General features: G+C 74.1%; 24 protein-coding genes and 1 pseudogene. 5 read left to right on the top strand and 20 right to left on the bottom strand.

Annotated elements, in window-relative coordinates; genetic code table 11:
* Nucleotides 1–17: 17 nt before the first annotated feature.
* Nucleotides 18–785, bottom strand: coding sequence for an HpcH/HpaI aldolase family protein (locus FHL80_RS03730; RefSeq protein ID WP_342777312.1), 768 nt, complete (start codon nt 783–785; stop codon nt 18–20).
* A gap of 113 nt (nt 786–898) precedes the next feature.
* On the opposite strand from FHL80_RS03730, the gene FHL80_RS03735 reads away from it, so the two are divergent.
* Both FHL80_RS03735 and FHL80_RS03740 read left to right on the top strand, forming a co-directional pair.
* Nucleotides 899–1,648 carry an N-acyl homoserine lactonase family protein gene (locus FHL80_RS03735; protein WP_246078447.1) on the top strand — a complete coding sequence of 250 codons (750 nt, stop codon included), beginning with the start codon at nt 899–901 and terminating at the stop codon, nt 1,646–1,648.
* 180 nt (nt 1,649–1,828) lie between these two features.
* A complete protein-coding gene (locus FHL80_RS03740) occupies nt 1,829–2,677 on the top strand; it encodes a hypothetical protein (RefSeq protein WP_138732113.1) in 849 nt (282 codons plus the stop codon).
* A 9-nt stretch (nt 2,678–2,686) separates the two neighbouring features.
* On the opposite strand, the gene FHL80_RS03745 is transcribed toward FHL80_RS03740, so the two are convergent.
* From FHL80_RS03745 to FHL80_RS03755, 3 genes are read right to left on the bottom strand one after another with little or no spacing between them, the layout of a single operon-like run.
* Nucleotides 2,687–4,336, bottom strand: a complete 1,650-nt coding sequence (locus tag FHL80_RS03745) for an Rv2578c family radical SAM protein (RefSeq protein ID WP_138732114.1) — start codon at nt 4,334–4,336, stop codon at nt 2,687–2,689.
* A gap of 51 nt (nt 4,337–4,387) precedes the next feature.
* Nucleotides 4,388–4,879, bottom strand: a complete 492-nt coding sequence (locus FHL80_RS03750) for an Lrp/AsnC family transcriptional regulator (RefSeq protein WP_216870392.1) — start codon at nt 4,877–4,879, stop codon at nt 4,388–4,390.
* Nucleotides 4,854–5,999 (bottom strand): M24 family metallopeptidase, encoded by a 1,146-nt coding sequence (locus FHL80_RS03755; RefSeq protein WP_246078443.1) that lies wholly within the window; start codon nt 5,997–5,999, stop codon nt 4,854–4,856. The genes FHL80_RS03750 and FHL80_RS03755 overlap by 26 nt, the downstream gene beginning before the upstream one ends.
* A gap of 74 nt (nt 6,000–6,073) precedes the next feature.
* On the opposite strand from FHL80_RS03755, the gene FHL80_RS03760 reads away from it, so the two are divergent.
* Complete coding sequence (locus tag FHL80_RS03760; RefSeq protein ID WP_138732181.1) at nt 6,074–6,982, top strand: 5'-3' exonuclease; 909 nt, start codon at nt 6,074–6,076, stop codon at nt 6,980–6,982.
* A gap of 6 nt (nt 6,983–6,988) precedes the next feature.
* On the opposite strand, the gene FHL80_RS03765 is transcribed toward FHL80_RS03760, so the two are convergent.
* From FHL80_RS03765 to FHL80_RS03800, 8 genes are all read right to left on the bottom strand, one after another.
* On the bottom strand, nt 6,989–7,618 hold the full coding sequence (locus FHL80_RS03765) for a DUF4333 domain-containing protein (protein ID WP_138732115.1): 630 nt from the start codon (nt 7,616–7,618) through the stop codon (nt 6,989–6,991).
* Between the two features lie 100 nt (nt 7,619–7,718).
* Nucleotides 7,719–10,571, bottom strand: a complete 2,853-nt coding sequence (locus FHL80_RS03770; protein WP_138732116.1) for a DEAD/DEAH box helicase — start codon at nt 10,569–10,571, stop codon at nt 7,719–7,721.
* 72 nt (nt 10,572–10,643) lie between these two features.
* On the bottom strand, nt 10,644–11,543 hold the full coding sequence (locus tag FHL80_RS03775) for a diacylglycerol kinase family protein (RefSeq protein WP_138732117.1): 900 nt from the start codon (nt 11,541–11,543) through the stop codon (nt 10,644–10,646).
* A 10-nt stretch (nt 11,544–11,553) separates the two neighbouring features.
* A complete protein-coding gene (tatC, locus tag FHL80_RS03780; RefSeq protein WP_246078448.1) occupies nt 11,554–12,471 on the bottom strand; it encodes a twin-arginine translocase subunit TatC in 918 nt (305 codons plus the stop codon).
* Nucleotides 12,472–12,499: 28 nt separating this feature from the next.
* A complete protein-coding gene (gene tatA, locus FHL80_RS03785; RefSeq protein ID WP_138732118.1) occupies nt 12,500–12,835 on the bottom strand; it encodes a Sec-independent protein translocase subunit TatA in 336 nt (111 codons plus the stop codon).
* Nucleotides 12,836–12,931: 96 nt separating this feature from the next.
* Nucleotides 12,932–13,129 (bottom strand): hypothetical protein, encoded by a 198-nt coding sequence (locus tag FHL80_RS03790; RefSeq protein WP_138732119.1) that lies wholly within the window; start codon nt 13,127–13,129, stop codon nt 12,932–12,934.
* Nucleotides 13,130–13,184: 55 nt separating this feature from the next.
* Nucleotides 13,185–14,150: a helix-turn-helix transcriptional regulator gene (locus tag FHL80_RS03795; RefSeq protein ID WP_216870393.1), complete on the bottom strand. Its 966-nt coding sequence runs from the start codon at nt 14,148–14,150 to the stop codon at nt 13,185–13,187.
* The gene (locus FHL80_RS03800) at nt 14,147–15,154 is read right to left on the bottom strand and encodes a helix-turn-helix transcriptional regulator (RefSeq protein WP_138732120.1); all 1,008 of its coding nucleotides are present in this window, start codon (nt 15,152–15,154) and stop codon (nt 14,147–14,149) included. Before FHL80_RS03800 ends, FHL80_RS03795 begins: the two co-directional genes overlap by 4 nt.
* 72 nt (nt 15,155–15,226) lie before the next feature.
* Here FHL80_RS03800 and FHL80_RS03805 point away from each other — a divergent pair, with 72 nt between their 5' ends.
* A complete protein-coding gene (locus FHL80_RS03805) occupies nt 15,227–16,345 on the top strand; it encodes a DUF3866 family protein (protein ID WP_138732121.1) in 1,119 nt (372 codons plus the stop codon).
* A 1,270-nt stretch (nt 16,346–17,615) separates the two neighbouring features.
* Here FHL80_RS03805 and FHL80_RS03810 read toward each other — a convergent pair.
* The 6 genes from FHL80_RS03810 to FHL80_RS03840 all read right to left on the bottom strand — a co-directional run bounded on the left by FHL80_RS03810 (nt 17,616) and on the right by FHL80_RS03840 (nt 22,176).
* Nucleotides 17,616–17,816 (bottom strand): hypothetical protein, encoded by a 201-nt coding sequence (locus FHL80_RS03810; protein WP_138732122.1) that lies wholly within the window; start codon nt 17,814–17,816, stop codon nt 17,616–17,618.
* 21 nt (nt 17,817–17,837) lie between these two features.
* Complete coding sequence (gene pafA, locus FHL80_RS03815) at nt 17,838–19,196, bottom strand: Pup--protein ligase (RefSeq protein WP_026845482.1); 1,359 nt, start codon at nt 19,194–19,196, stop codon at nt 17,838–17,840.
* A gap of 59 nt (nt 19,197–19,255) precedes the next feature.
* A complete protein-coding gene (prcA, locus tag FHL80_RS03820; protein WP_138732123.1) occupies nt 19,256–20,167 on the bottom strand; it encodes a proteasome subunit alpha in 912 nt (303 codons plus the stop codon).
* 3 nt (nt 20,168–20,170) lie between these two features.
* Complete coding sequence (gene prcB / locus FHL80_RS03825; RefSeq protein WP_216870394.1) at nt 20,171–21,013, bottom strand: proteasome subunit beta; 843 nt, start codon at nt 21,011–21,013, stop codon at nt 20,171–20,173.
* A gap of 236 nt (nt 21,014–21,249) precedes the next feature.
* Nucleotides 21,250–21,945, bottom strand: coding sequence for an endonuclease domain-containing protein (locus FHL80_RS26890; RefSeq protein WP_138732124.1), 696 nt, complete (start codon nt 21,943–21,945; stop codon nt 21,250–21,252).
* Nucleotides 21,946–21,966: 21 nt separating this feature from the next.
* The gene (locus tag FHL80_RS03840) at nt 21,967–22,176 is read right to left on the bottom strand and encodes a ubiquitin-like protein Pup (RefSeq protein ID WP_138732125.1); all 210 of its coding nucleotides are present in this window, start codon (nt 22,174–22,176) and stop codon (nt 21,967–21,969) included.
* 160 nt (nt 22,177–22,336) lie between these two features.
* Here FHL80_RS03840 and FHL80_RS27005 point away from each other — a divergent pair.
* A pseudogene (locus tag FHL80_RS27005) lies at nt 22,337–22,768 on the top strand (2'-5' RNA ligase family protein); the annotation flags it as partial.
* Nucleotides 22,769–22,840: 72 nt separating this feature from the next.
* Here FHL80_RS27005 and dop read toward each other — a convergent pair.
* The gene (gene dop / locus FHL80_RS03850; protein ID WP_138732126.1) at nt 22,841–24,346 is read right to left on the bottom strand and encodes a depupylase/deamidase Dop; all 1,506 of its coding nucleotides are present in this window, start codon (nt 24,344–24,346) and stop codon (nt 22,841–22,843) included.
* 81 nt (nt 24,347–24,427) lie between these two features.
* The gene (locus tag FHL80_RS03855) at nt 24,428–25,387 is read right to left on the bottom strand and encodes an NAD(P)-dependent alcohol dehydrogenase (RefSeq protein WP_138732127.1); all 960 of its coding nucleotides are present in this window, start codon (nt 25,385–25,387) and stop codon (nt 24,428–24,430) included.
* Between the last annotated feature and the right edge of the window lie 68 nt (nt 25,388–25,455).

Below are 25,455 nucleotides of genomic sequence, written 5' to 3' on the forward strand. Positions count from 1 at the left end.
GGTCCTGTCCGCCGGGGTCAGCCCATCGCGCGGGCCTGCGCGACCAGTGCGGCGCTGGCGTCGGCGAACAGCGCGTCGTCGGCGCCGACGGCCAGCACCGTGAACCCGTGCTCGCGGAGCAGCTGGGCACGGGCGGGGGTGCCGCCGTAGGCGGCGGCCGCGATGCCGTTCTCGGCGCACGCCGCGACGACGCGGCGGAGTGCGGAGCCGTCGCTCCGGTCGGCCAGGAGCTCCGGGAGCGGCACGCCCAGGGCGAGGGACAGGTCGAAGGGACCGAGGAAGACACCGTCGACGCCCGCCACGGCGGCGATCTCCGCGACCAGGTCCACCGCCGCGGGCGACTCGACCATCACCAGGCACGCGGTCGAGGCGTTGGCGGCGGAGGGGTCCGGAGGCGCCGACGTGTACGGGGTGCGGGCCGCCGCCCAGCTGCGGCGCCCCTCCGGGGCGTAGCGCACCGCGGCGACCGCGGCCCGGGCCTCCTCCGCCGACTCGACCATGGGGACGACCACCCCCTCGGCGCCGGCGTCGAGCACCCGGCCGATCTCCTCCGGCCGGTTCCAGGCGACCCGGACCAGGGCGTGGGCACCGCCCGCGCGCACGGCGGCGACCAGGTCGGTGCAGTCGTGCCCGGCGTTCCACCCGTGCTGCTGGTCGATGCCGACCCAGTCCAGCCCCGCGGCCGCCATCGCGTGGGCGGTCCGCGGCTCCCGGAGGTTCGCCCAGCCGCCGAGGCTGGGACGGGTGCCGCGCAGGTGGGCGCGCAGGCCCTGGATGGCGTCGATGGGGACCTCCGGCGCACGTCGTCCCGACGCGACCGGACGGGCGCGTCGTGGAGGACCTACGGTCTCCCAGACCCGACCGGACGGCGACCCACGAGAGGAGGGGCCACGTGGAGATGACCATCCTCCCGCTGGGCGACTGCGTCTGCGCCGGCGCCGTGCTGACCCCGGGGCACGAGGACGCGGCGATGACCCCGGTGCCGGTCTCCGGCTACCTGGTGACCCTCGACGACGGCCGGCGGGTGCTGGTCGACACGGGCATGAGCCGGGACCACATCGGCAACCCGGACCTCACCTTCGGCGGGTCACCGGCCGCGGAGATCATCACGCCGGCCATGGAGCCCGCCGACGACCTCGTCAGCCGGCTCGCCGAGGCCGGTCTCACGCCCGCCGACGTCGACGTCGTGATCAACACGCACCTGCACTTCGACCACGCCGGGAACAACTCCCTCTTCCCCGACGCCACGATCGTCGTGCAGCGCGAGCAGTACGAGTTCGCCGACGGGCACCCGTCGTTCCCCAACCAGTACTGGAACCTGCCCGAGCTGCACTACGAGCTGGTGGACGGCCAGGTGGAGGTGCTGCCCGGCGTGGAGGTGCTGCCCACTCCCGGGCACGTGCCGGGCCACCAGTCGGTGGTGCTCACCCTGCCCGAGACCGGGACGGTGATCCTGTCCGGCGACGCGGTGCACCTCGCCGCCAGCTACAAGCTGGACAACTGGGACGGGCACATGGACCCGGCGGCCGCGCGGGTGTCGGCGCACATGCTCCGCCGACTGGCCGCGGACCGGCAGGCCGTCCTCCTGCTCGGTCACGAGCCCGCGCAGGTCGCCGAGTACCTGCGCTTCCCGCACGTGTACCGCTGAGGTCCCGTCCCTCCGTCGAGGTGGGTCGGCGGCGGTCACGGTCGAGCGCTCGACTGCCGATGTGGAGAGAGAGGTCCCTGCGTCGCTGCTCCTGCGCCCGGAGGGCGCTTCGGTTTCCTACGTTCGTCTCCACCGTGGATTTTTCTCGATTGTTGGGGATAACGGCTGTATGATGGCCGCATGACGAGTGGGTGGCAGCGTGCGCTGCCGGACATGCCGACTCCTCCTGCGGCTCGTGCCTGGGCACGCATCACGCCACCCCGGCGGTACGAGGCGCAGTGGCGCCGGCTGGTCGAGGCCGCCCTGGAGCAGGACCTCGGCCCCGATGCCCTGGCCGACACCGGGCTCGACCCCGTGGCCGCCGCGCGGGACTGGAAGCCGGCCACCGTCGCCCTGTACACCAAGGTGGCGCGCTACGGCGGGATCGAGCTCGCCCAGCCCCGGACCCCGGAGCCGGACCCGCTGACCCTCGACCTACGGGAGCTCACCCGGATCCGCAGCGACGCCCCCGAGCACCTGCGCACGGTGGCCTGGTGCTCCCTCGCCCTGGGCTGGCCGGGGACCGTCGGGCAGTTCCGCAACCTCCGCCGCGACCAGGTGCACGCCACGTCCCGGCGGTTGCTGATCTCCACGGAGGACGGCGAGTGGTCGGTGCCCGGTGCCCTCACCGCCTGGCACGCCTGGGAGGCAGTGCGGAACCGGTTCCCGAGCCTGGCGGCCAGCCCGTGGGTGCTGCCGGCGTTGCGCCGCGGCCCGGGGGTCAACTCGCGCGTGGGCGGGCAGCTGTCCACCCAGGCGCTGCAGGTCACCTTCGCCAAGCACGCCGTCCGGACCGCCACCGCGATGCAGGTCACGGCCCCGCCCGGCCGGCGGGAGGAGGTCGAGGCCCTGGCTGCAGTCTACCTCACCCTCTCCTACGACTCCTACCGGCGGCTGGCGCTGGCCGCCGGGACGTCGCCGGTGGCACCCCGCGGTGCGGTGCGCGCCAAGCGCAGCGTCAGCCGGGCCGCCCGGTTGGCGGGGGGCTGACCGCGCCGGTCAGCACAGGGAGAGCTGTTCCGCCTGCTCCGGCGCCGGCGCGACCGGGTCGGTCAGCCGCACCGGGAGGCTGCCCACCGGGAAGCCCGCGGTCTCGTCGCCGGGCAGCCCGGTGTCCGAGCCGGCCGGGGCACCGGTGGGGCCGCTCAGCCCCCGGGTGGTGCCGCCGCTGTGCCGGTCGAGCCCGTGCGCGGCGAGCAGCGGTGCCACCCGGCCGGCCAGCCAGCTGCGGTACTCGGCGGGGACGTAGGCGCCGCGGCCGTAGAGCTGCCTGTACCGGCCGACCAGGCCGGGGTGCTCGCGGGCCAGCCAGCTGGTGAACCACTCCCGGGCACCGGGCCGCAGGTGCAGCGGGAGCACCGTGACCCCGGTCGCGCCCGCCTCGGCGATGGCCCCGATCGCGGCCGCCAGGTGCTGCCGGCCGTCGGTCAGGCCCGGCAGGACCGGGGCGAGGAACACCCCGCACGGCAGCCCGGCGTCGGTGATCGCCCGGACCAGGTCCAGCCGGGCCCGCGGGGTGGGCGCGCCCGGCTCCAGGGCGGCGTGCAGGTCGTCGTCCCAGATGGCCATCGAGACGCCCATGCCGATCGGCACGTCGCGGGACGCGGCGGCCAGCAGCGGCAGGTCCCGGCGGGCCAGCGTGCCCTTGGAGAGGACGGAGAACGGCGTGCCGGACCGGGCCAGCGCGTCGATGACGCCGGGCATCAACCGGTACCGGCCCTCGGCCCGCTGGTAGGGGTCGGTGTTCGTGCCGAGGGCGACGTGCTCGCGGTTCCAGCTCGGCCGGGCCAGCTCCCGGCGCAGCACCTCGACCACGTTGGTCTTGACGACGATCTGCTGGTCGAAGTCCTGCCCGCTGTCCAGCTCCAGCCACTCGTGCGTGCCCCGGGCGAAGCAGTTGTGGCTCACCACCCCGTTGGCGATGAAGTCGCCGGTGCCCGTGGTGATGTCGAACATCGGCATCTCGGCGGCGAGGTCGTCGACGGCCGTGACGGAGAGCTCCGGTCCGCCACGAACGAGCGCTCCCACGGGCACGGGACGCCGTTCGAGGACGGCGACGGGTCCGCGCTCTCGCGCGTCCCCTCCCCGCGAGCCTCCTGAGGTGTCAGTGAGCGACGCACCGGAACCCGCGAGTTCGTCACCCACGCTCAGGTACGGACGCCCCTCCCGGATCCCGGTGACGTGCTTCCAACCGCGTCCGGTCAGGAAGCGGTGGTCGCCGCTGGCCACGATCGTCGTCCCGTCGGCCAACCGGACGCGGTGCGCCGGCTTGACCGTCGACCAGTGCGCGAGCACCTCGGTCCCGACGTAGTGGCGGTAGCTCCCCCGCTGCTCGGTGCCGACGATCCGGTCGCCCACCCGGAGGTCGGCGATCGCCCGCTGCCTCCCGTCGGCCAGCAGCACCGCGGTGTCGCCGCTCACGCAGTACACGCACGCATGGGAGCAGCCCCGGAAGGTGTTGATGGTGTGACCGAACGGCATGGCCGAGCCCTTGGGCACCGCGTTGAGCGCGCTCTTGGCCCGCACCTCGTGGAACGTCAGGCCGGGGAACTCCGGCACCTCGACGCTGCGCAGCAGCCCCCGGACGGTGGGCAGGCCGGGCAGCGTCTCGGGCTCGGCGAGGTCGAGCCGTTGCGCGTCCCATCGCATGGCCCGATCCGAACACATGTTCGAGCCGGTGTCCAGCCGCACCGGCACGGCTCAGACCGGTGGGCGGTCCTCGTAGAAGGTGGACAGCACGACCGTCGTCCGGGTGGTGACGTTGGCGGCGACCCGGATCTCGTGCAGCAGGACCTCGAGCGCGTCCGGTGAGGCCACCCGCACCTTGAGGATGTAGCTCTCCGCGCCGGCGACCGAGTGGCACGCCTCGATCGCCGGCAGGTGCGCCAGCCGGGCCGGTGCGTCGTCGGGCTGGGCGACGTCGATCGGGGTGATCGACACGAAGGCGGTCAGCGGCAGCCCCAGGCCCTTGGCGTCCAGCTGCGCGGCGTACCCGGTGATCAGGCCGCGCTGCTCCAGCCGGCGCACCCGCTGGTGCACCGCGGAGACCGACAGCCCCACCCGCTCGGCCAGGTCGGTGAAGCTGGCCCGCCCGTCCCGGGCCAGCGCGCTCAGCAGGGCGCGGTCGACGTCCGGGGCCGGTGCGGGCGCCCCGGCGCCGGACGGGTCAGCCGGGGAGTTCGACGAGCTCACGGCTGCCCCTGTTCAGTGACCGGACACCGTCGTCGGTGCAGACCACGATGTCCTCGATGCGGGCGCCGTAGCGGCCCGCCAGGTAGATGCCCGGTTCGACCGAGAAGGCCATCCCCGGCTCGAGCGGCAGGTCGTTGCCCGCCACCACGTAGGGCGCCTCGTGGGTGTCCAGGCCGATGCCGTGCCCGGTCCGGTGGATGAACTGCCCGCCCCACCCGGCGTCGGTGATCACCTCGCGGGCCGCGGCGTCGACCTGCGCGCAGGTGACCCCGGGCCGCACCGCGGCCGTGGCCGCGGCCTGCGCCCGCTGGAGCACCCCGTACCACTCGAGCAGGCCGCGGGCGGCCACCCCGCCGACCAGGTAGGTGCGGGTGCAGTCCGACCGGTAGCCGGTGGCGGTCTCCCCGCCGATGTCGACGACCACCATGTCCCCGGCCCGGACCACGCGGTCGGAGAGCTCGTGGTGCGGGCTGGCCCCGTTCGGGCCCGAGCCCACGATGGTGAAGTCCACCGCCACGTGCCCCTCGGCGAGGATGGCCGCCGCGATGTCGGCCCCGACCTCGGCCTCGGTGCGCCCGACCCGCAGCCACTCCGCCATCCGGGCGTGCACCCGGTCGATCGCCGCGGCGGCGCGGGCGAGCTCCTCGACCTCGTTCGGTGTCTTCACCATCCGCAGCCGGTCGACCACCGGCGCGGCAAGCTCCAGCACCGAGCCCGGCAGCGCCCGCTGGATGCCCAGCGCGTGCTCGGCCCAGCTGCGGTTGCCGACCGCCACCCGGGTGGGCGCACTGCCCAGCCGGGCCCGCAGCGCCGAGGCCAGCAGCGCGAACGGGTCGTCGGTCTCGTCCCAGGCGAGCAGCTCCAGACCGAGCGCCCCGGCGGGGGACGCCTCGACCATCGGCGCCTCCAGACGGGGCACCACGAGCAGCGGCTCACCGCGGCGCGGGACGGCCAGCGCAGTCAGCCGCTCCATCGCGTGCGCGGCGTACCCGCAGAGCCAGCGCAGGTCCGACCCGGGGGTGACCACGAGGACGTCGACGCCGAGCTCGTCGGCCACCGCACGTGCGGCGTACACCCGGTCGACGGACACCAGCGGGGAGGGAGGGGATGCGGCTGCCACCTGCGCAGACTATCCAGCGGCGCGGAGGCCACCGCCGGTCGATGCCGGCCCGTTACGGTCTGGCCGTGACGACCATGCTGCTGGACGCCGCGAGCCTGTACTTCCGCGCCTTCTTCGGGGTGCCCACCAGCGTCACCAGCCCCGACGGCCGGCCGATCAACGCCGTCCGCGGCTTCCTGGACATGACCGCGCGGCTGGTCGTCGCCCACTCCCCCGACCGGCTCGTCGCCTGCTGGGACGACGACTGGCGGCCGGCCTTCCGGGTGGCCGCGCTGCCCAGCTACAAGGCGCACCGGGTCGCGGAGGCCGGCGGCGAGGAGGTCCCCGACGAGCTGGGCCCGCAGGTGCCGGTGCTGGTCGAGGTGCTCGCCGCCGCCGGCCTGACCCGGGTCGGGGCGCCGGGGTACGAGGCCGACGACGTGATCGGCACGCTGGCCACCCGGGCCCGCGGGCCGGTCGACGTCGTCACCGGGGACCGGGACCTGTTCCAGCTGGTCGACGACGACCGTGGCGTCCGGGTGCTCTACACCAACCGCGGCATCAACGACCTGGAGTTCGTCGACGAGGCCGCGGTGGCGGCCAAGTACGGCATCCCCGGCCGCGCCTACGCCGACTTCGCGGTGCTGCGCGGTGACCCCAGCGACGGGCTGCCCGGGGTGGCCGGCGTCGGGGAGAAGACCGCGGCCACGCTGATCAACGAGTTCGGCTCGCTGGCCGGCATCCGGGATGCGGTCGCGCGCACCGTCGTCCCGAGGCCGCCGCTGACCGCGGCGCTGCTGAGGAAGCTTCACGCGGCGGACGCCTACCTGGACGCCGCCCCGGAGGTCGTCGCCGTGGTCACCACCATCGACCTGCCGCCGGTGGACGGCGCCCTGCCCCGCCGCCCCGCCGACCCGGATGCGCTGGACGCGCTGGCCGAGGCGCACGGGCTGGAGTCCTCGGTGCGCCGGCTGGGCTCGGCGCTGGGCTGGCCCGGCCGCTGACCGGGGTCAGCCGTCGGACCAGGTGTAGTCCCCGTCGGTGCCGGACAGGGTGAGGGTGATGGTGACCGGGTCGCCGTCGGCGGTCGTCCCGTCGCACTCGTAGGTCCGGCCGTCCGCGACGGTCATCGTCTGGTCGCAGGACAGGTCCAGGGCCACGCCCTCGCGCTCCTGGTACTGCGCGGCGACGTCCCGGGCCACCGCGTCGGGGTCCAGCCGGGTGCCGCCCAGCCGCGCCGGCAGGGTGAACGCCAGGCCGATGAGCAGGGCGAGGACCAGCAGCCCGAAGAGCAGCCCGAAGCGCCGGGTGCGGCGGGCCGGTGGCGGCGGCTGCTCCCAGCCGCCGTACTGGCCGGACGGCTGCCCCCAGCCGGGCGGTCCGCCGTACTGGCCGGGCTGCCCGTACTGCGCCGGCGGCCCGTAGGGCTGGCCGGTGGGGCCGCCGTACGGGCCGGGGGCGCCGTACTGGCTCGGTGGCCCCCAGCCGCCGCCCTGCCCGGGCTGACCCGGCTGCCCGTACTGGCCGCCGTAGCCGCCCTGCTGGCCGTACCCGCCGCCGTGCTGCCCGGACGGCGGCCCCCAGCCGGGCTGCGCCCCGCCGTCCTGCTGTGGGTCCTCGCCCTGCGGCGGCTGGCTCATCGTCGCTCCTCGGTGCGGTGCCCGGTTCCCGGGCACGGGTGCGGCGATTGTGTCCCATGGCCCCGTGGCGTCCGGGGCGCCATGACCGGGAGGCCGGCGGTCAGCCGCTGACCGCCACCGCCACCACGCCGCGGCGCACCCGGCCCACCGCCGCGCGGGCGGTCCCGGCCAACGGCTCGTCGGCGACCTTGGCCAGCTGGTCGAGCAGGTCGATCAGCTGCCGCGCCCACCGCACGAAGTCACCACCGGACAGCTCGGTGCCGGCCTGCTCCGCCCCGGCCAGCACCCGGTCCAGGGTCTGACCGTCGGCCCACCGGTAGGCCGCCCAGACGAAGCCCAGGTCCAGCTCCCGGGTCACCGGCACCTCGTGCTCCCGCTCGACGTCGGCCAGCCGCAGCTGCACCCGGCGCATCTCGGCGAGTGCACCGGCGACCTTGCCGGCCGGCACGGACGGCGTCCCCGGTCCCTCCCGGCGGGCCTCGAACACCAGCGCGGAGACGCAGCCGGCCAGCTCGGCGGCGTTGAGCCCGCGGAAGACCCCGGCGCGGACGCACTCGGCGGTGAGCAGGTCGGTCTCCGACCAGATCCGGCTCAGCCGGCGACCGGCGTCGGTGACCACCGGCGACTGCTCCGGTGGCACACCGTCCTCGGGGACCTCGACGGGCAGCACCGCGGCCGGCACCAGGTAGCCCAGCTCCTGCAGGACGTCGCAGGTGCGGTCGAACTGGCGGGTCAGCGACCCGGTGCGGTCGGCCATCTGCCGTTGCAGCCGTTCGGCGTCGCGCACCTCGCGCAACCACCGGTCGGCCGCGCGCACCCGCTCCTCCCGGTCGGGCAGCGCGTGCACCGGGTGGCCGCGCAGCGCGTGCCGGAGGTCGGCGAGCACCGGGTCGTCGGCGGCGGCCGAGCGGCCCTTGCTGCGCCGCGCGCCGAGATCGTTCTCCACCCGGGCGGTGCGCAGCGTGGCGGCGAGGTCGCGCCGGGCGTGCGGGCTGCGGTGGTTGAAGTTCTTCGGCACCCGCACCCGCGCCAGCGCGGTCACCGGCGAGGGGAAGTCCACCGAGGCGAGCCGGCCCGCCCACTTGTCCTCGGTGAGCACCAGCGGCCGGGGCTCGGCGATCTCGGTGACCCCCGGGTCCAGGACGACGGCCAGCCCCTGCCGCCGGCCGCTGGGCACCCGGATGACGTCCCCGGCCCGCAGCGCGGCCAGCGACTCCGCGGCGTCCGCCCGGCGCCGGGCCTGGGAGTCCCGGGACAGCTCCTTCTCCCGCTCGGAGATCTCCATCCGCAGCCGGGCGTAGCCGGCGACGTCGAGGACCACGGCGCTCAGCCCGTCGTTCATCTCCTTCGCCAGCCGGGCGGCGTCCTCCTCGTGCCGGGCCGCGGACCGGGCCAGCCCGACGATCGACCGGTCGGCCTGGAACTGCGCGAAGGAGGAGGCCAGCAGCTCCCGTGCGCGGTCCCGGCCGAACGCGCCGACCAGGTTGACCGCCATGTTGTAGCTCGGCCGGAACGACGACCGCAGCGGGTAGGTCCGGGTGCTGGCGAGCCCGGCGACGACGGCCGGGTCGACCCCGGGCCCCCAGACGACGACCGCGTGCCCCTCGATGTCGATGCCGCGGCGCCCGGCCCGCCCGGTGAGCTGCGTGTACTCCCCCGGCGTCACGTCGGCGTGCGCCTCACCGTTCCACTTGACCAGCCGCTCGAGGACGACGGTGCGGGCGGGCATGTTGATGCCCAGCGCCAGGGTCTCGGTGGCGAACACCGCCTTGACCAGGCCGCGGACGAAGCACTCCTCGACGGTCTCCTTGAAAGCCGGGACGAGACCGGCGTGGTGCGCGGCGAACCCGGCCAGCAGGCCCTCACGCCACTCCCAGAAGCCCAGGACGTGCAGGTCCTCCTCCGGCAGCGACCCGGTGCGCCGGTCGATCACCTCGGCGATCGCCGACCGCTCGACCTCGTCGGTGAGCCGCAGCCCCGACGCCAGGCACTGGTGCACGGCGGTGTCGCAGCCGTTGCGGCTGAACACGAAGGTGATCGCCGGCAGCAACCCGGCCCGGTCCAGCCGCTCGATGACCTCGGGCCGGGACGGCGGCCGGTACCGGGGCCGGTTGCCGCCCCCGCGGATCCCCGCGCCACCGCCGCCGTGCCAGGAGTCGTACCGCCGCTCCTGCTCGTGCACGTAGCGGACGAGCTCGGGGTCGACCACCGCCCGCCCCCGCTCGCGGGTGGACAGCCCGCGCGGGGTCGGGTCCCACTCCCCCGCGTGCGCCGCGGGCCGCAGCGCGAACAGGTCGAACACCCTGCCCCCCACCAGCATGTGCTGCCACAGCGGGATGGGCCGGACCTCGCTGACCACGACCTTCGTGTCGCCGCGGACGGTGACCAGCCAGTCGGCGAACTCCTCGGCGTTGCTCACCGTGGCCGACAGCGACACCAGCCGGACGTGCTGCGGGAGGTGGATGATCACCTCCTCCCACACCGCGCCGCGGAACCGGTCGGCCAGGTAGTGCACCTCGTCCATGACGACGTAGCCGAGGTCGGTCAGCGCCGGGGCGTCGGCGTAGAGCATGTTGCGCAGCACCTCGGTGGTCATCACCACCACCGGGGCGTTCCCGTTGATCGCGTTGTCGCCGGTGAGCAGGCCGACCTTGGCGGCGCCGTAGCGATCGCAGAGGTCGCTGTACTTCTGGTTGGACAGCGCCTTGATCGGCGTCGTGTAGAACGCCTTGCGCCCCTCCTGCAGGGCCTTGTGCACCGCGAACTCACCGACCACGGTCTTGCCCGCGCCGGTCGGGGCGCAGACCAGCACCCCGGACCCCTGCTCCAGGGCCTCGCACGCCTCGACCTGGAACGGGTCGAGGGAGAACCCGAGCTCGGCGGTGAAGTCCGACAGGGTGGGGTGTGCGGTGCGCCGACGGGCAGCCGCGTACCGCTCAGCCGGGCTGGACATGCCCCCACCGTATGCCCGGCCCCCGTCAGGGGCCCGCCCCGAGCGTGCGAGCGGTGAGGGGAGGGGGGTCCTTCAGCACCGGCGGCCGGTCCCGACCACGGTCAGGGCCCCGGGCACGCAGACCGACACCGCGGGCAGCGCGGACACCGGCTCGCCGTCGGCGTAGGTGGTCAGCCCGGCACCGTGCAGGGCGACCTCCCGGCCGCGCAGCACCGTCACCGCGGGGTGGTCGACGTGGGTGCCGGCGGCCAGCCGCGGCCGGGTGCGCACCAGCTCCCGCCGGCCGACCGGGCCGACGACGACCACCTCCAGCAGGCCGTCGGCCGGGTCGGCTCCTGGGGCGATCTTCAGCCCACCGCCGTACCAGGCGGTGTTGCCGACGGCGACCAGCGTCACCTCCCGCCGGCTCCCCACCCCGTCGACGGTGAGCGCCACCTCCCGGGGACGGAGCCGCGCCAGCTCGGCGAGGATGGCCACGTCGTAGCGGCGCGGGCCGCGTGGCCAGCGCAGCCGGTTCGCCCGGTCGGTGACGGCGGAGTCGAAGCCGCAGCACAGCACGGTGGCCCACCAGCGGTCGCCGGTGCGCGCGGCGTCGACCCGCCGGACCACGCCGGCGTGCAGGTCCTCGGCCAGCGCCCGGGCCGCCGCCGCCGGGTCGGCCGGCACCCCGAGGGCCAGCGCCAGGTCGTTGCCGGTGCCGGCCGGGAGCAGGCCCAGCGGCGTCCCGGTGCCCGCGACCGCCTGCAGCGCGGCGTGCGCGGCGCCGTCCCCACCGAGGGCGGCCACCGCGGCGACGCCGTCGGCCACGGCAGCGGCGGTCCGCCGTTCCGCGTCGTCCCGGTCGGCGGTCGTCAGCAGCCGGGGGCGCACCCCGGCGGCGGTGAGCGCCGCGACGACGGAGGCGGTGGCGCGGGCGCCGCGGCCCCGGCCGGCCCGGGCGTTGACCAGGACGGCCACCTCCGGCTGCGGCACGCGGCTCGGCTCAGCGCTGGGTGCGGGCCGGCTCGTCCAGCGCGCTCGGCCGGGTGTCCAGCGGGCTGGGGGCGGCGTCCAGCGGTGAGGCCTCGTCGTCGTCCAGGCCCTGCAGCCCCAGCGCCGCCTCCCGCTTGGCCCGCCGCTTGTCCACGACCCGGGCCACCTGGATGGCGAGCTCGAACAGCACGCACATCGGCCCGGCCATCAGCAGCATGGTGAAGGGGTCCTGCGTGGGGGTGATGAACGCGGCGAAGACGATGGTGAGGAAGTAGATCCAGCGCCGGGCCTTGGACAGCACCGCGTGGCTGAGCACCCCCACCAGGTTCAGCACCACGGCGATCAGCGGCAGCTCGAAGCTGACCCCGAAGGCCAGCAGCAGCGAGATGACGAAACCGATGTAGTCCTCGGCGGTCAGCGCGACCACCACGCCGTCGCCGGCCAGGCCGAGCAGCAGCCGCAGACCCGCCGACAGGGAGATGTAGGCCAAGGCGGCGCCGAGGGCGAACAGCACCGTGGAGACGGCGACGAAGGAGACGCCGTAGCGCTTCTCGTTGCGCTTGAGCCCCGGGGTGATGAACGCCCAGATCTGGTAGAGCCAGCACGGCGCGGACAGCACGATGCCGGCGATGAAGGAGATCTTCAACCGGATCAGCGCCCCGCCGAAGACGTTGGTCACCAGCAGGCCGCAGCTGCCGTCGGCCTCGTTGTAGCGCAGGTCGTCGGGCAGGTTGCAGTACGGCGCCCGGATGAAGTCACCCAGGCCGTGCTCGTACCACCAGAAGGCGACCGCGGTGCCGACGAGCACGAACAGCAGCGCGATGCCCACCCGGTTTCGCAGCTCGCGGAGGTGACCGACGAGCGTCATCGTCGCCGCGGCGTCCCGCTCGGGCCGCCGCGGCCGGCGGTCCCGCGGACGCGCTGCCATGGTCACGGGCGGGAGCTCGGCGGACGGGTCAGTGCGAGGTGTCGGTCACGGCCGACGACGCGCGGGCCTGCTCGGCACGTGCCCGGGCCTCGGCGGCCCGGGCCTCCATGGCGCGGGCCTCGGCCTCGTAGTCCACCGCGGTCGGGGCGGCGGTCGGGCTCGGGGTGACGACCGTGCCGGTGACCGGCGTGGTGCGCGCCTCGTCCTTGGCGCGGACGTCGTCGTCCTTCATGCCCTTCATCTCGCCCTTGAAGATCCGCAGCGACCGACCGAGCGACCGCGAGGCGTCCGGCAGCTTCTTGTAGCCGAACAGCAGCAGGATGGCCAGGATGATCAGGCCGATCTCCGCGGGGCCGAGGTTCATGGGGTCCTCCGAGACGTGGGGGTGCCGCCGACTCTACGCCGGAGCGGTGCTGCGATCGGGCCGTGTGCGGGCGGTGGACGCCCGGGAGCTGCGCGTTCAGTCGGTGGACGCCGTGCGCTGGGCGGCCGCCCTCGCGGCGGCCGCCTGGGCCTCGACGAGGAGGGGTTGCACGTCCGCCTCGAGGCCGTGCAGCTCACGGCCGAGCCGGCCGGCCGCCCCCAGCAGGCTGTAGGCGAGGGCGCTGAGCACGCCCAGCGCCAGCACGGCGACGACGATCCACACGATCAGCAGCACAGCCAGGACCCTAGCCGCCGCGGGTACGGGGTCGCCCCGCCGTACCCGATGACCGTCAGTCCGCGTAGCGGGCCAGCGCGGCCCGGGCCTCACCCGCCACCTGGGCGGCGAGCTCGGCGGGCTCGTCCACCGTCGCCGCGCCGCCGAGGGAGGCGACCAGCCGGCGGGCCCAGGCCAGGTCCGACGTGCGCACCCCGACAGCCAGGCCACCGGCCGGGTCGCCGACCTCGGCCTGCTCCTCCACCGGGTAGTAGTCGGCGACCCAGCGGGCGGTGCGGGCCAGCCGCAGCCGCACCAGGGGGGCCTCCGCGGGCGGCTGGTAGAGCCCGCCGTCCAGGTCGCGCTCGCGGGCCTCGGGGGGCGGGGCGGCCGGCTCGTCGAGCACGGTGACGTCGTCGATCCGGTCCAGCCGGAACAGCCGGGTGCCCTCGACGTTGCGGCACCACGCCTCCAGGTACCAGTGCCCGTCGACGAGCAGCAGCCGCATCGGGTCGACGGTGCGCTCGGTGCGCTCGTCCCGACTGGGCACGTAGTAGTGCAGGTGCAGGGCACGCTTGCGCTCCAGGCCGTCGCGGACGACGGACAGCGACTGCTCGCGGGCGTCGACGCTGACCACCACCGGTGCGGCGACCTCGGCGGGGTGCCCGGCCGCGGCCGACACCTTGGCCAGGGCACGGCTGACCGCCTCCCCCTCGGCCAGTCCGGGCAGCTCCAGCAGGGTGCGCAGGGCGACGATGAGCGCCACCGCCTCGTCGGTGGACAGCTTCAGCGGCCGGACCATGCCGGCGGTGAAGGTGACCCGGACCCGGTCGCCCTCGAAGGCGAGGTCGATGAGGTCGCCGGGGCCGTGCCCGGGCAGCCCGCACACCCACAGCAGGTCCAGGTCGCGGCGCAGCTGGGCCTCGGGGACACCGAAGTCGGCGGCCGCGTCGGCCAGCCGGACGCCGTCCGGGCGGGCCTGCAGGTAGGGCACCAGGGCCAGCAGCCGGGTCATCCGCTCCGCGGTGCTCGGGCTCGTCACGCGAGGTCTCCTCTTCCCCGCTCGCCCGGCGCGCGCTCCTCCATCGCGGCGAGCCGGGTCAGCCGGTCGACGACGGCCTGGCGCATCCGCTGCGGCGCCTCGACGAGCACGTCGGGGCCGTAGGAGGCCAGCTCGTCGGCCAGCGCCCACGGCGTGGTGGTGCGCACCTGCAGCCGGTCGTCGCCGTCGTCGGCGGGGCCGAGCGGCTCGGCGTGCCGGCGCAGGCCGATGGCGGTGCCGGGGCGGGCCCGCACGACCACCAGGTGCTCCTCCCGGGCCTCCTGCCGGGCCACCACCGCGGCCAGGTCCAGGTCGGCCGGGGGTTGGAAGGCGCCCTCGGGCCCGCTGGGGCGCGGCGTCCCGGTGACCCGGGACAGCCGGAACACCCGCGGTGCCTGCCGGTCGAGGTCGTGCCCGACCAGGTACCAGCGGCCGTGCCAGGCGACCACGCCCCAGGGCTGGACGCGGCGCCGGCTGGCCTTCTCGGCGTCCGGGCGGCGGTAGTCGAAGGCCAGCTCGCGGCGATCGCGGGCCGCGGCGTAGCAGGGCTCGAAGGCGGGCTCGCCGGCGTCCAGGCGTGGCTGGATCTGGATGCCGCGGGTCTGGTCGACCTCGATGCCGGCGGCCCGCAGCTTGACCAGCGCGCTCTGCGCCGCGCCGGCGAGCTGCGCGGACTGCCACAGCCGCAGCGCCAGGCCGACCGCCGCGGCCTCCTCGCCGGTGAGGGTGATCTCGGGCAGCTCGTAGTCGGCGCGGGCGATCCGGTAGCCGTCCTCGGTGTCGAAGACGCTGGTGCGGCCGGTCTCCAGCGGGACGCCGATCTCGCGGAGCTCGGCCTTGTCCCGCTCGAACATCCGCTTGAACGCCTCGTCGGCCCGATCGGTGCCGTCGTCGGGCTCGTAACCGGGGACCGTGTCGCGGATCCTGGCCGCCGACACGTACTGCCGGGTGCCGAGCAGGGCGATGACCAGGTTGACCAGTCGTTCTGCCCGCTTGGCTGCCACGTGCACAGGCTAGTGCCCCGCCACTGCCGGTCTCTCCCGGCGATCGGCCTCCCGGCTGACTACCCTGCCCCGGTGACCAGCGACGCCTCCGCCGTGCCCGGCAGCCGGATCCGCTGGCGCCGCGGCCGGGTCACCGAGCTCGGCCGGTCCTGGCGGGACGCTCAGGAGATGACCGTCGAGGTGGACGGCGACGGGACGCTGCGGGCACTGGCCCACCCCTCCCTGGTCGGGACGCCCCGGGTCGGGGACGACGTGCTGCTCAACACCACCGCGTGGGCGCAGCGGCTGGGCACCGGCGGGTACGCGCTGGTGGTCGCCGTCCCCGACCGGCTGCCGGCGGACCCGACCGGCCCGGGACACCTGGTCAAGGGCCGGTACACGCCGCTGCAGGTGACCGTGCAGGGCGTCGACGAGCAGGACACCGAGCACCACCGGCTGATCGCCGAGGCCGAGGACCTGGGCGGCATGCCGGTCGTCGTGGCGGACCTGCACTCGGCGCTGCCCGCAGTCCTCGCCGGGGTGCAGGCCACCGACCCGGCGCTGCGGGTGGCCTACGTGATGACCGACGGCGGGGCGCTGCCGGCGGCGTTCTCCCGCACGCTGGACGCGCTGGCCGACTCGCTGGCCGGGGTGGTGACCGTCGGCCAGGCGTTCGGCGGGGACCTGGAGGCGGTCACCGTGCACACCGGGCTGCTAGCAGCCCGGCACGTGCTGCACGCCGACGTCACGATCGTCACCCAGGGCCCGGGCAACCTGGGCACCGGGACGCCGTGGGGGTTCTCCGGGGTGGCCGCCGGCGAGGTGTGCAACGCGGTGCACGTGCTGGGTGGGCAGACGGTGGGGGCGCTGCGGATCTCCGAGGCCGACCCGCGGCCCCGGCACCGCGGGGTCTCCCACCACTCGCTGACCGCGTTCGGCCGGGTCGCGCTGGGCGGGGTGTACCTGGTGGCCCCCCGCGGGCTGGGCTCGGAGCTGGGCAGCCAGGTCGAGGAGGACCTGGCGGGCCAGCCGCAGCGCAACCCGATCGAGTGGGTCGACAGCGACGGGCTGGAGGCGGCGCTGCGGGACGTCGGCGTCCCGCTGTCCACGATGGGCCGCGGGCTCGAGGAGGACCGCGCCTACTTCCTGGCCGCGGCCGCAGCGGGCCGGTACGCCGCCCAGCTGACGCTCTTCGGCCCGCTGTCGGCCTGACCGGCCACTCCCCTGCTCCGGCGCCCACCGGAGCTCACGTCCCGGATCCCCTGGCCCGGGCCGGCGCCCGCCGGCGACCGGGCCGAGGGGCGATGCCCGGTCGCCGGCCGCCGGGTCACTGTCGTCGTCGTTGCTGGTCTTCCTTTTCGACCAGGACGTCGCAGTTGTTGGCGATAACGGTTGTTGGTGGTGAATGGACCGATCGGGGCCATCTGATGACGACATCGGCGACGCAGTGGTCGGCGTCGCCGGCGCTGTCCAGCGTTCGTGGTGGAACGAAAGAGTAGTTGGGGATAACGGTCGTAGGTGATACACCTCCATGCCCGCCGGCTGTGGCGCCGGTACCGCGAGGCAGACGACTCCCCGCCTGCCGCTAGGGCACCGGTTCATCACCGACCTCAGCCATCGATGTGCCCCAGGGCGCTCGCCTGTCCTGCACCTGGTCGGCACGCCGCCGTCCGCGCCGATCACCGGTGCGACCACTCCAGGCCCGGTCGGTCAGTGCTCGCCTCGACCATCTGCGCCGACCCTCGGTCCGGCCGCCCACTCCGCATGCGGCCGTGACCAAATCCTCCGTGGCGTCCGGGTGCTGTGCCATCCCTTCCGGCCTGGGCGGAGATGCTGAACGGGAGCGGGAGTCCCCGCTTCGGTGCTGGTCTTCCGCGTTGCCTCGCGTGTGACCCGACAGTTGGGGATAACGGTCATATCTGCGGCACGGCCTGCCCGAGCGGAGGCAGGACGTCGGTCAGCCACCAGGTCGCGTCCGGGCCCCCGCCGCCGAGCAGCGTGCGCGCCGGCCGACCATCGATCTCGACCGGCAACGCCCGGCCAGCGGTGGACAGGTGACCGTGAGGTGCACGGCGTCGAACGCCTCAGCGACGGCGGACGAGCCGGGGATCACCCAGCCCTCGTCCCGGCCGGGAACCTCCCACCAGACGCCCCTCCGGGTGGCGCTGACCTCCAACGGGAACCGCTCAACCAGGGCGACCCACGCTCCGGGCCGGGTGACCTCGTGCACCCGGGTGGAGTGGCGGACCTCCACCCGGCCAGCTCCGAGCGGTCGGCCACCCCATCTCGTCCTCGACCAGCAGCAGGGCGACCGGCGCCGGACGGTCGGCGACGGAGCCACGGTGGGCCCGGCTGGTGACCGGCACCCGGGACAGAACGGGCGTGGACCACCATGCGCCGCCGGCCGCTGCCGCGAGGACGAGGTCCACCTCGTCCGGGCCCTGCCAGTAGCGGGTGGCGTCCACGGAGGCGAGCAGCGCGGTCAGCAGCGCTCGTCGATGACCGCAGCCAGGTAGGTGACCGTCAGCGCGGCCCGGACGTCACCCATCGCCTCGAACCGGGCAGGCACGGACCTGTGCCCGTGCCACGGCGGCCCGACCTCGCCGTCGGGCCGCCCGAGCAGCTCGGCGCAGAGCCGCCGACCGCGCGGCCCGGACAGCAGGTCGGCGACGCGATCGGTCACCGGCGCAGTGTGCCCGGTGACCTACATCGACGCGATGAGCTTTTCCACCCGCTCGTCGACGGCCTTGAACGGGTCCTTGCAGAGCACGGTCCGCTGGGCCTGGTCGTTGAGCTTGAGGTGCACCCAGTCGACGGTGAAGTCGCGGCGCTTCTCCTGCGCCCGCCGGATGAACTCACCGCGCAGCTTGGCCCGGGTCGTCTGCGGCGGCACGTTCTTGGCCTCGAAGATCGCCGGGTCGTGCGTCACCCGGTCGACCTGGCCGGCGTTCTCCAGCAGGTAGTAGAGACCCCGACCGCGGCGGATGTCGTGGTAGGCGAGGTCCATCTGGGCCACCCGCGGGCTGGACAGCGGGAGGTCCCGCTTGCCCCGGTACCGCTCGATGAGCTGGTACTTGATCGCCCAGTCGATCTCCCGGTCGATCAGGCTCAGGTCGCCGCCGTCGATGGCCTTGAGGGTACGGCCCCACAGCTCGAGCATCTGCCGGTGGACCGGCCCGTAGCCCTCGCGCTCGACGAACTCGGCGGCCCGGTCGTGGTACTCCTGCTGGATCTCCAGCGCGGACATCTCCCGGCCGTTGGCCAGCCGCACCTTGCGCCGCCCGGTCATGTCGTGGCTGATCTCGCGGATCGCCCGGATCGGGTTCTCCAGCGTCATGTCCCGCAGCACGATGCCCTGCTCGATCATCCGCAGCACCAGGTCGGTGATGGTGACCTTGAGCAGCGTCGTCGTCTCGCTCATGTTGGAGTCGCCGACGATGACGTGCAGCCGCCGGTAGCGCTCGGCGTCGGCGTGCGGCTCGTCGCGGGTGTTGATGATCGGCCGGGAGCGGGTGGTGGCGCTGGAGACGCCCTCCCAGATGTGCTCGGCGCGCTGGCTGACGCAGTAGACGGCGCCGCGGGGGGTCTGCAGCACCTTGCCTGCACCGACGACCATCTGCCGGCTGACCAGGAACGGGATCAGCACGTCGGCGAGCCGGCTGAACTCGCCGTGCCGGCCGACCAGGTAGTTCTCGTGGCAGCCGTAGCTGTTGCCGGCCGAGTCGGTGTTGTTCTTGAACAGGTAGATGTCGCCGGTGACGCCCTCCTCGTTCAGGCGCTGCTCGGCGTCGATCATCAGGCCCTCGAGGATCCGCTCCCCCGCCTTGTCGTGGACGACGAGCTCGGTGACGTCATCGCACTCGGCGGTGGCGTACTCGGGGTGGCTGCCCACGTCGAGGTACAGCCGGGAGCCGTTCCGCAGGAACACGTTGGAGCTGCGTCCCCAGGAGACGACGCGGCGGAAGAGGTAGCGCGCCACCTCGTCAGGTGAGAGGCGTCGCTGACCCTTGAAGGTGCAGGTGACGCCGTACTCGGTCTCGATGCCGAAGATCCGTCGTTCCACCTCGCTCAGCCTAGGCGTCCGCGGCGCGCTCGGCTCGTGTCCCGAGCGCGCCGCGCCGCTCACTGGTCGCCGGTCGTGCTGTCGCCGTCGGTACCGCCGCCGACGCCGTCCTGAGTGCCCGGCTGGGCGGACGCCTGCTCGGTGCCGCCGGCGGTGTCGATCGCCGCCGGGTCACCCAGCCCCGGCGGGGTGCCCGGCGCCGGGGCGCTGGGCGCGTGGCCGGCTGCCGCCTCGGCCGGTGGCGCCTCGTCAGGGGCCGGCTGGTCGGCGAGCAGGGCGGCGAGCGCGGCGCCGACGACCCGGCGGAAGGCCCGCTTCGGCCGGCGCCGGTCCAGGACGGCGACCTCGAGCTGCTCGGCGGGGAGCTGCGCGCGCCCTCCGCCGTTGGCCGCGGTCGCCGAGCTGACCGCGGACAGCGCCTGCACGCCCACCCGCAGCGCCTCGGCCAGGCCGAGGCCGTGGGTGAAGTGTTGCCGCAGGTTCGCGGTGACCGCGTCGGCCTGTCCACCCATGACGACGAAGTCCGGCTCGTCGACGATCGACCCGTCGAAGGTCAGCCGGTAGAGCTGGTCGGACTCGGGGGTGTCGCCCACCTCGGCGACGCAGAGCTCCACCTCGAAGGGCTTCATCTGCTGGGTGAAGACCTCACCGAGGGTCTGCGCGTAGGCGTTGGCGATGACCCGGCCGGTGACGTCACGGCGGTTGTAGGAGTACCCGCGGACGTCTGCCAGCCGGATGCCGGCGACCCGCAGGCCCTCGAACTCCGAGTAGCGGCCGACCGCAGCGAAGCCGATCCGGTCGTAGAGCTCGCTCACCTTGTGCAGCGTGGAGCTGGGGTTCTCCGCGATGAACAGCACTCCGTCGGCGTAGGTGAGGACGGCGACGCTGCGGCCGCGGGAGATGCCCTTGCGGGCGTACTCCGAGCGGTCCCGCATGAGCTGCTCGGGCGAGGCGTAGTACGGCATGGTCATGGCTCAGCCCTCCCGCTCGGCGGCGGCCCGGTCGGCGACGATCGCCTCGGCGACCGCGGCGACCTCGTCGTCGGTCAGCCGGACCGCGCCCTCGGCGTCGACCCGGTACACGATCGGGTAGAGCCGCCGGACGGGGTCGGGACCGCCGGTGGCGGAGTCGTCGTCGGCGGCGTCGTAGAGGGCCTCGACGAGCGCGCGGGTGGCGGCGTCGGCGGACAGGCCGGAGCGCCACGTCTTCTTCAGCGAGTTCTTGGCGAACAGTGAACCGGAGCCGACCGAGGCGTAGCCGCGCTCCTCGTAGTTCCCGCCGGTGACGTCGTAGCTGAAGATCCGGCCGGGGCTCGCGCCCTCGGCGGCGTCGAGGTCGTACCCGGCGAACAGCGGGACGACGGCCAGGCCCTGCATCGCCGCGCCGAGGTTGCCGCGGATCATGCCGGCGAGGCGGTTGGCCTTGCCGTCGAGGGACATCGTCATCCCCTCGATCTTCTCGTAGTGCTCGAGTTCGACCTGGTAGAGCCGGACCATCTCGATCGCGATGCCCGCGGCACCGGCGATGCCGATGACCGACCAGGAGTCCGCCGCGTAGACCTTCTCGATGTCCCGGCTGGAGATGAGGTTGCCCATGGTCGCCCGCCGGTCGCCACCCATGAGCACGCCGCCGTCGAAGGTGACCGAGACGATCGTGGTGGCGTGCGGGGCGAGCTCGGCCACCGACACCGCCGGCAACGTGCGCCGGCCGGGCAGCAGGTCGGGGGCGGCAGTGCCCAGGAAGTCGGTGAACGAAGAGCCCACCCGGTCCAGATAGGCGGGCGTGAACCCGCTCCGGGCAGCTGACGTGTCGCTCACGCAGCCGCCTCGCCGGCGCTCGGCACCAGCGTGAGCGCGGCTGCCGCATACCTAGGTGAGCTCGCGAGCTCGCTCACGTATCCACCTCTCTCGCCGCCGGGAGTGCGCGGCCTCGACTGCTCGGACCCGTCCGCGGGGTCACCGGCGGACGTCGTTGCGACCCTACCGGCGGGGCGCCGCCGCGCGCGTCGCCCGGCATGGACGTCCCTTGCCCAACCCATCGTGCTGGCCTGGGGTCAGGGCGTCAGCCCCCGTTGCTGCATCGCCCGCCAGCGCGCCATCCCGGGACTGCAGGCTCTCGCCCTCGGCGACCCCGTCAGCGTCTGACCGGCGGGGTCGCGTGGATGCTCCCGGTGGTGCTCGACGTAGTCCGCCGCCGCGCGCAGGACAGCCGGGTCGTCCCGGAACTGCCCGAGACCGCCGTTGCAGTTGAAACAGAGCAGCGCTCTGACCGCATTCGTGTCGTGATCATGGTCGACCTGCTCCGCCGGCGCTTCCCGGCAGATGGCACACAGACCGCCTTGGTCGTTCAGCATCAGCTCGGCCTCGTCGGCGGTGATGCCATACCGCCGGCTCAAGTGATATGTGCGGGAGCCGCCGACTTTTTCTCGCGATGCGCGTGACCGTTGGTTGTGGCACGGCTTGCAGTAGGCGTGGTAGCCGCTTGACGTGCGGACAGTTCGCACGAAGTCCGTGAGCGGTAGCACCCGACCACAGTCAGGACACCACTTGTGCCCTTCTGGCACGACGATGTCCTCGGGGACGGCCCGTTGGACGCGCGGTGAGGTGCGCCTTGCCTCACGACTCCTCAGCGCCCGCTCCGCTAGGTGCTCACGACAATAGAACGCGAGGCCATCGCGAGACCGAGCATTTTTAGAGAACTCAGAAACCGGCCGATGACTCCGACAATCGCGACAGAACTTCGTGTCCATGTCGATTTTGCGCGAAGTTACTCACTGGCCCCCTTTTTGTACGTAAGCACGGACGAACTCCTCCGCATTCTCCTCGAGCACCCCGTCGATCTCGTCGAGGAGGGAATCGACGTCCTCGGTGACCTCCTTGGTGCGCTGGGAGACGTCGGTGTCGACCGACGCCTCGACCTCCTCGGTGTCCTCGCGCGACCGCGTGGCCCGCTGCTGCCCGCCGGTGTCCCTGGTGGCCATCTCGTCCTCCTGAGCTCGGTGCTGGGTCGGTACTGGACTTGAAGCTACCCGCGTGGTGTGACAGTTCGCCGTCGTCGCGCCGCGGACGGGGAGAGCGGTCGAGCGGGCCGGCTCTAGCGCCCAGCCTCACCCGGCGCCCGAGGACCCCGCGCTCTCCGGGCTGGTCGTCCTCGCCCCCGCGGCGGAGCCGGTCGTCGGCCGACACCGGCAGCTGCTGGACGAGAACGCCGCACGGGGAGCACCGGCGCACGCGACCGTGCTCTTCCCGTTCCTCCCGCCGACCGCCCTGGACGCGGCGACCCTCGAAGGGGTCCGGGCAGCCGTCGCCGGGGTGCCTGCCTTCGACCACGAGTTCCGGCGCACCGCCTGGTTCGGCGACGACGTCCTGTGGCTCGCCCCCGAGGACCCCGAGCCGTTCCGCGAGCTCACCGGCCGGCTGTCCGCCGCGCTCCCGGAGAACCCGCCGTCCGAGGGGCGCTTCCCCGACGTCGTCCCGCACCTGACGGTCGGCCACCGGCGTCCGCGGCCACTGCTGGAAGCGGCGGAACGCGAGGTGCGGACCGGGCTGCCGGTCCGCGGCCGCGCGACCGAGGTCGTCCTGCTCGCGGGGGGCACCCCGGACGACCGCTGGGCGGTCCGGGCGTCGTTCCCCCTCGAGCGCGGCTCAGCCGCCGGTGATCGTGTCCACGAGCTCCGCCGCCGACGACGTGGCGTCGAACAGCGCCCCGACGTGCTCGCGGGTCCCGCGCAGCGGTTCCATGGTCGGGATGCGCACCAGGTTCTCCCGGCCGACGTCGAAGACGACCGAGTCCCAGGACGCCGCCGCGACCTGGGCCGGGTAGCGCCGCAGGCACTCGCCGCGGAAGAAGGCCCGGGTGTCGACCGGCGGGTGGGTCATCGCCCGGGTGACCTCCTCGTCGGTGAGCAGCCGCTGCATCGACCCGCGGGCGACCAGCCGGTGGTAGAGGCCCTTGTCCGGCCGGACGTCGGAGTACTGAAGGTCGACCAGCTTCAGCCGGGCGTCCCCCCACTGCAGCCCGTCACGCTGCCGGTAGCCCTCGAGCAGCCGCAGCTTGGCTGGCCAGTCCAGCCGGTCGGCCAGCCGCATCGGGTCGACGGCGAGGTCCTCGAGCACCTCCGCCCAGCGGCGGAGCACGTCGGTGGTCTGCTCGTCGTCCTCGCCGGTGTCCGCCACGAACTGCCGGGCCATCGCCAGGTACTCCTGCTGCACCTCGATGGCGGTCAGCCGCCGGCCGTCGCGGAGCCGCACCCGATGGGTCAGCGAGGGGTCGTGGCTGATCGCCTGCAGCGCGTCGACCGGCTCCTCGATCGTGAGGTCCTGGGTCAGCGCCCGGGCCTCGATCATCGCCAGGACCAGCGAGGCCGTCCCGACCTTGAGGTAGGTGGACAGCTCGGCGAGGTTGGCGTCCCCGATGATCACGTGCAGCCGGCGGTACTTGTCGGCGTCGGCGTGCGGCTCGTCCCGGGTGTTGATGATGGGCCGCTTGAGCGTCGTCTCGAGCCCCACCTCGACCTCGAAGAAGTCCGCCCGCTGGGAGAGCTGGAACCCCTGGGTGCGTCCCTCGGTGCCGATGCCCACCCGGCCGGCGCCGGCGAACACCTGGCGGGTCACGAAGAACGGGATCAGGCCGCGGATGATGTCGATGAACGGCGTCCGGCGGTCCATCAGGTAGTTCTCGTGCGAGCCGTAGGAGGCGCCCTTGCCGTCGGTGTTGTTCTTGTACAGCTGGATGGGCTGGGTGCCGGGGACCCGGGCCGCGCGGCGGGCCGCCTCGGCCATGATCTTCTCCCCCGCCTTGTCCCAGACGACCACGTCGCGCGGGTTGGTGACCTCCGGCGTCGAGTACTCCGGGTGCGCGTGGTCGACGTAGAGCCGCGCACCGTTGGTCAGGATGACGTTGGCCATCCCGGCGTCGTCGTCGAGGTCGTTGTGGTCCAGTGCGCTGGCCGGCGACAGGTCGAACCCCCGGGCGTCCCGCAGCGGCGACTCCTCCTCGAAGTCCCACCGCGGTCGCCGGGGCGTCGGCGCCTCGGCCACGGCCCAGGCGTTCACCACCTGGCTCGACAGCGTCGTCGGGTTCGCACCCGGCTGCCCCGGCACGGAGATCCCGTACTCGAGTTCGGTGCCCATCACCCGTCGCACGCTCATGGCCTCAGGTTAGGCGGACGGCCGGAGGCCGAGATCCGCACCGCCGTCCGGCTGTGCCTCCGGGCCGCGGACGGCCCGGTCCTACAGCGAGACGGCGACCTTGCCGCGGACCCGCCCCCGTTCCAGGTCGCGCATCGCCTGGGGCACCTCGCTCAGCGCAGCGGTCCGGTCGAGCGCCGGCGTCACCCGACCGTCCTCGACGAGCTCCCGGAGGGTCAGCAGGTCCGCCCGTCGCGAGATCGTCATGAAGAACTTCATCCGCTGCCGGAGGACGACCGACCAGAGGACCGCCCGGAACTGGCGACCCAGCCCACCCGTCCACCGGCCGCCGCCCTCACCGCCGACGATGACCAGCGTCCCCCGCGGCGTGAGCAGCCGCCGGAGCCGGCGCAGCGTGCGGTTGCCGGCGATGTCCAGCACGAGGTCGTAGCGACCGGTCAGCTCCTGCTGGGTGTAGTCGATGACCTCGTCCGCGCCGAGCGAGCGGACCAGCTGCACCTTTGCCGTGCTGCAGACCCCGGTGACCTGCGCGTCGTGGACCTTTGCCAGCTGGACGGCGTACGTGCCGACCCCGCCGCCGGCGCCGATCACGAGCACCCGCTGACCCGGCTGGATGCGACCCTGGCCGCGGAGTGCCTGCAGGGCCGTGGTCGCCGACGTCGGCAGCGCCGCCGCCTGCTCGAACCCCAGGCCCGCCGGCTTCGGAGCGCAGCGGTCCGCACGGACCGCTGCGTACTCGGCGAACGCGCCGCTGCAGCTGCCGAACACCTCATCGCCCGTCCGCACCTCGGTCACCCGGTCACCGACCGTCTCGACGACCCCGGCGAGGTCCATGCCGAGGACCGGGTGCCGCGGAGCCCGCAGTCCCGTGCCCAGGCGCAGCAGGTACGGCGTCCCGGTCATCAGGTGCCAGACGCCGCGGTCGAGGCCGGCCGCGCACACCCGTACCAGCACCTCGTCCGCGCGGATCGTCGGCCGCTCGACCTCGGCCACCTCCAGGACGTCGGCCGAGCCGTAGCTCGTGCGCACGATGGCCCTCACCGGTCGCTCCCTTCGGACGACGACGGCCCGGCTCCCCCTCGGGAAGCCGGGCCGTCCGGGGCCGTGCC

Source organism: Modestobacter excelsi, assembly GCF_005930495.1.
GTDB classification, from domain to species: Bacteria; Actinomycetota; Actinomycetes; order Mycobacteriales; family Geodermatophilaceae; genus Modestobacter; species Modestobacter excelsi.

Coding starts and splice junctions, on each gene's coding strand:
- FHL80_RS26890 (WP_138732124.1), bottom strand. CDS start 21,945: ATGGACACGAAGTTCTGTCGCGATTGTCGGAGTCATCGGCCGGTTTCT.
- FHL80_RS03770 (WP_138732116.1), bottom strand. CDS start 10,571: ATGTCCAGCCCGGCTGAGCGGTACGCGGCTGCCCGTCGGCGCACCGCA.
- FHL80_RS03840 (WP_138732125.1), bottom strand. CDS start 22,176: ATGGCCACCAGGGACACCGGCGGGCAGCAGCGGGCCACGCGGTCGCGC.
- FHL80_RS03745 (WP_138732114.1), bottom strand. CDS start 4,336: ATGCGATGGGACGCGCAACGGCTCGACCTCGCCGAGCCCGAGACGCTG.
- FHL80_RS03765 (WP_138732115.1), bottom strand. CDS start 7,618: ATGAGCCAGCCGCCGCAGGGCGAGGACCCACAGCAGGACGGCGGGGCG.
- prcA (WP_138732123.1), bottom strand. CDS start 20,167: ATGACCATGCCGTACTACGCCTCGCCCGAGCAGCTCATGCGGGACCGC.
- FHL80_RS03735 (WP_246078447.1), top strand. CDS start 899: ATGACCATCCTCCCGCTGGGCGACTGCGTCTGCGCCGGCGCCGTGCTG.
- tatC (WP_246078448.1), bottom strand. CDS start 12,471: ATGGCAGCGCGTCCGCGGGACCGCCGGCCGCGGCGGCCCGAGCGGGAC.
- FHL80_RS03760 (WP_138732181.1), top strand. CDS start 6,074: ATGCTGCTGGACGCCGCGAGCCTGTACTTCCGCGCCTTCTTCGGGGTG.
- FHL80_RS03740 (WP_138732113.1), top strand. CDS start 1,829: ATGACGAGTGGGTGGCAGCGTGCGCTGCCGGACATGCCGACTCCTCCT.
- tatA (WP_138732118.1), bottom strand. CDS start 12,835: ATGAACCTCGGCCCCGCGGAGATCGGCCTGATCATCCTGGCCATCCTG.
- dop (WP_138732126.1), bottom strand. CDS start 24,346: ATGAGCGTGCGACGGGTGATGGGCACCGAACTCGAGTACGGGATCTCC.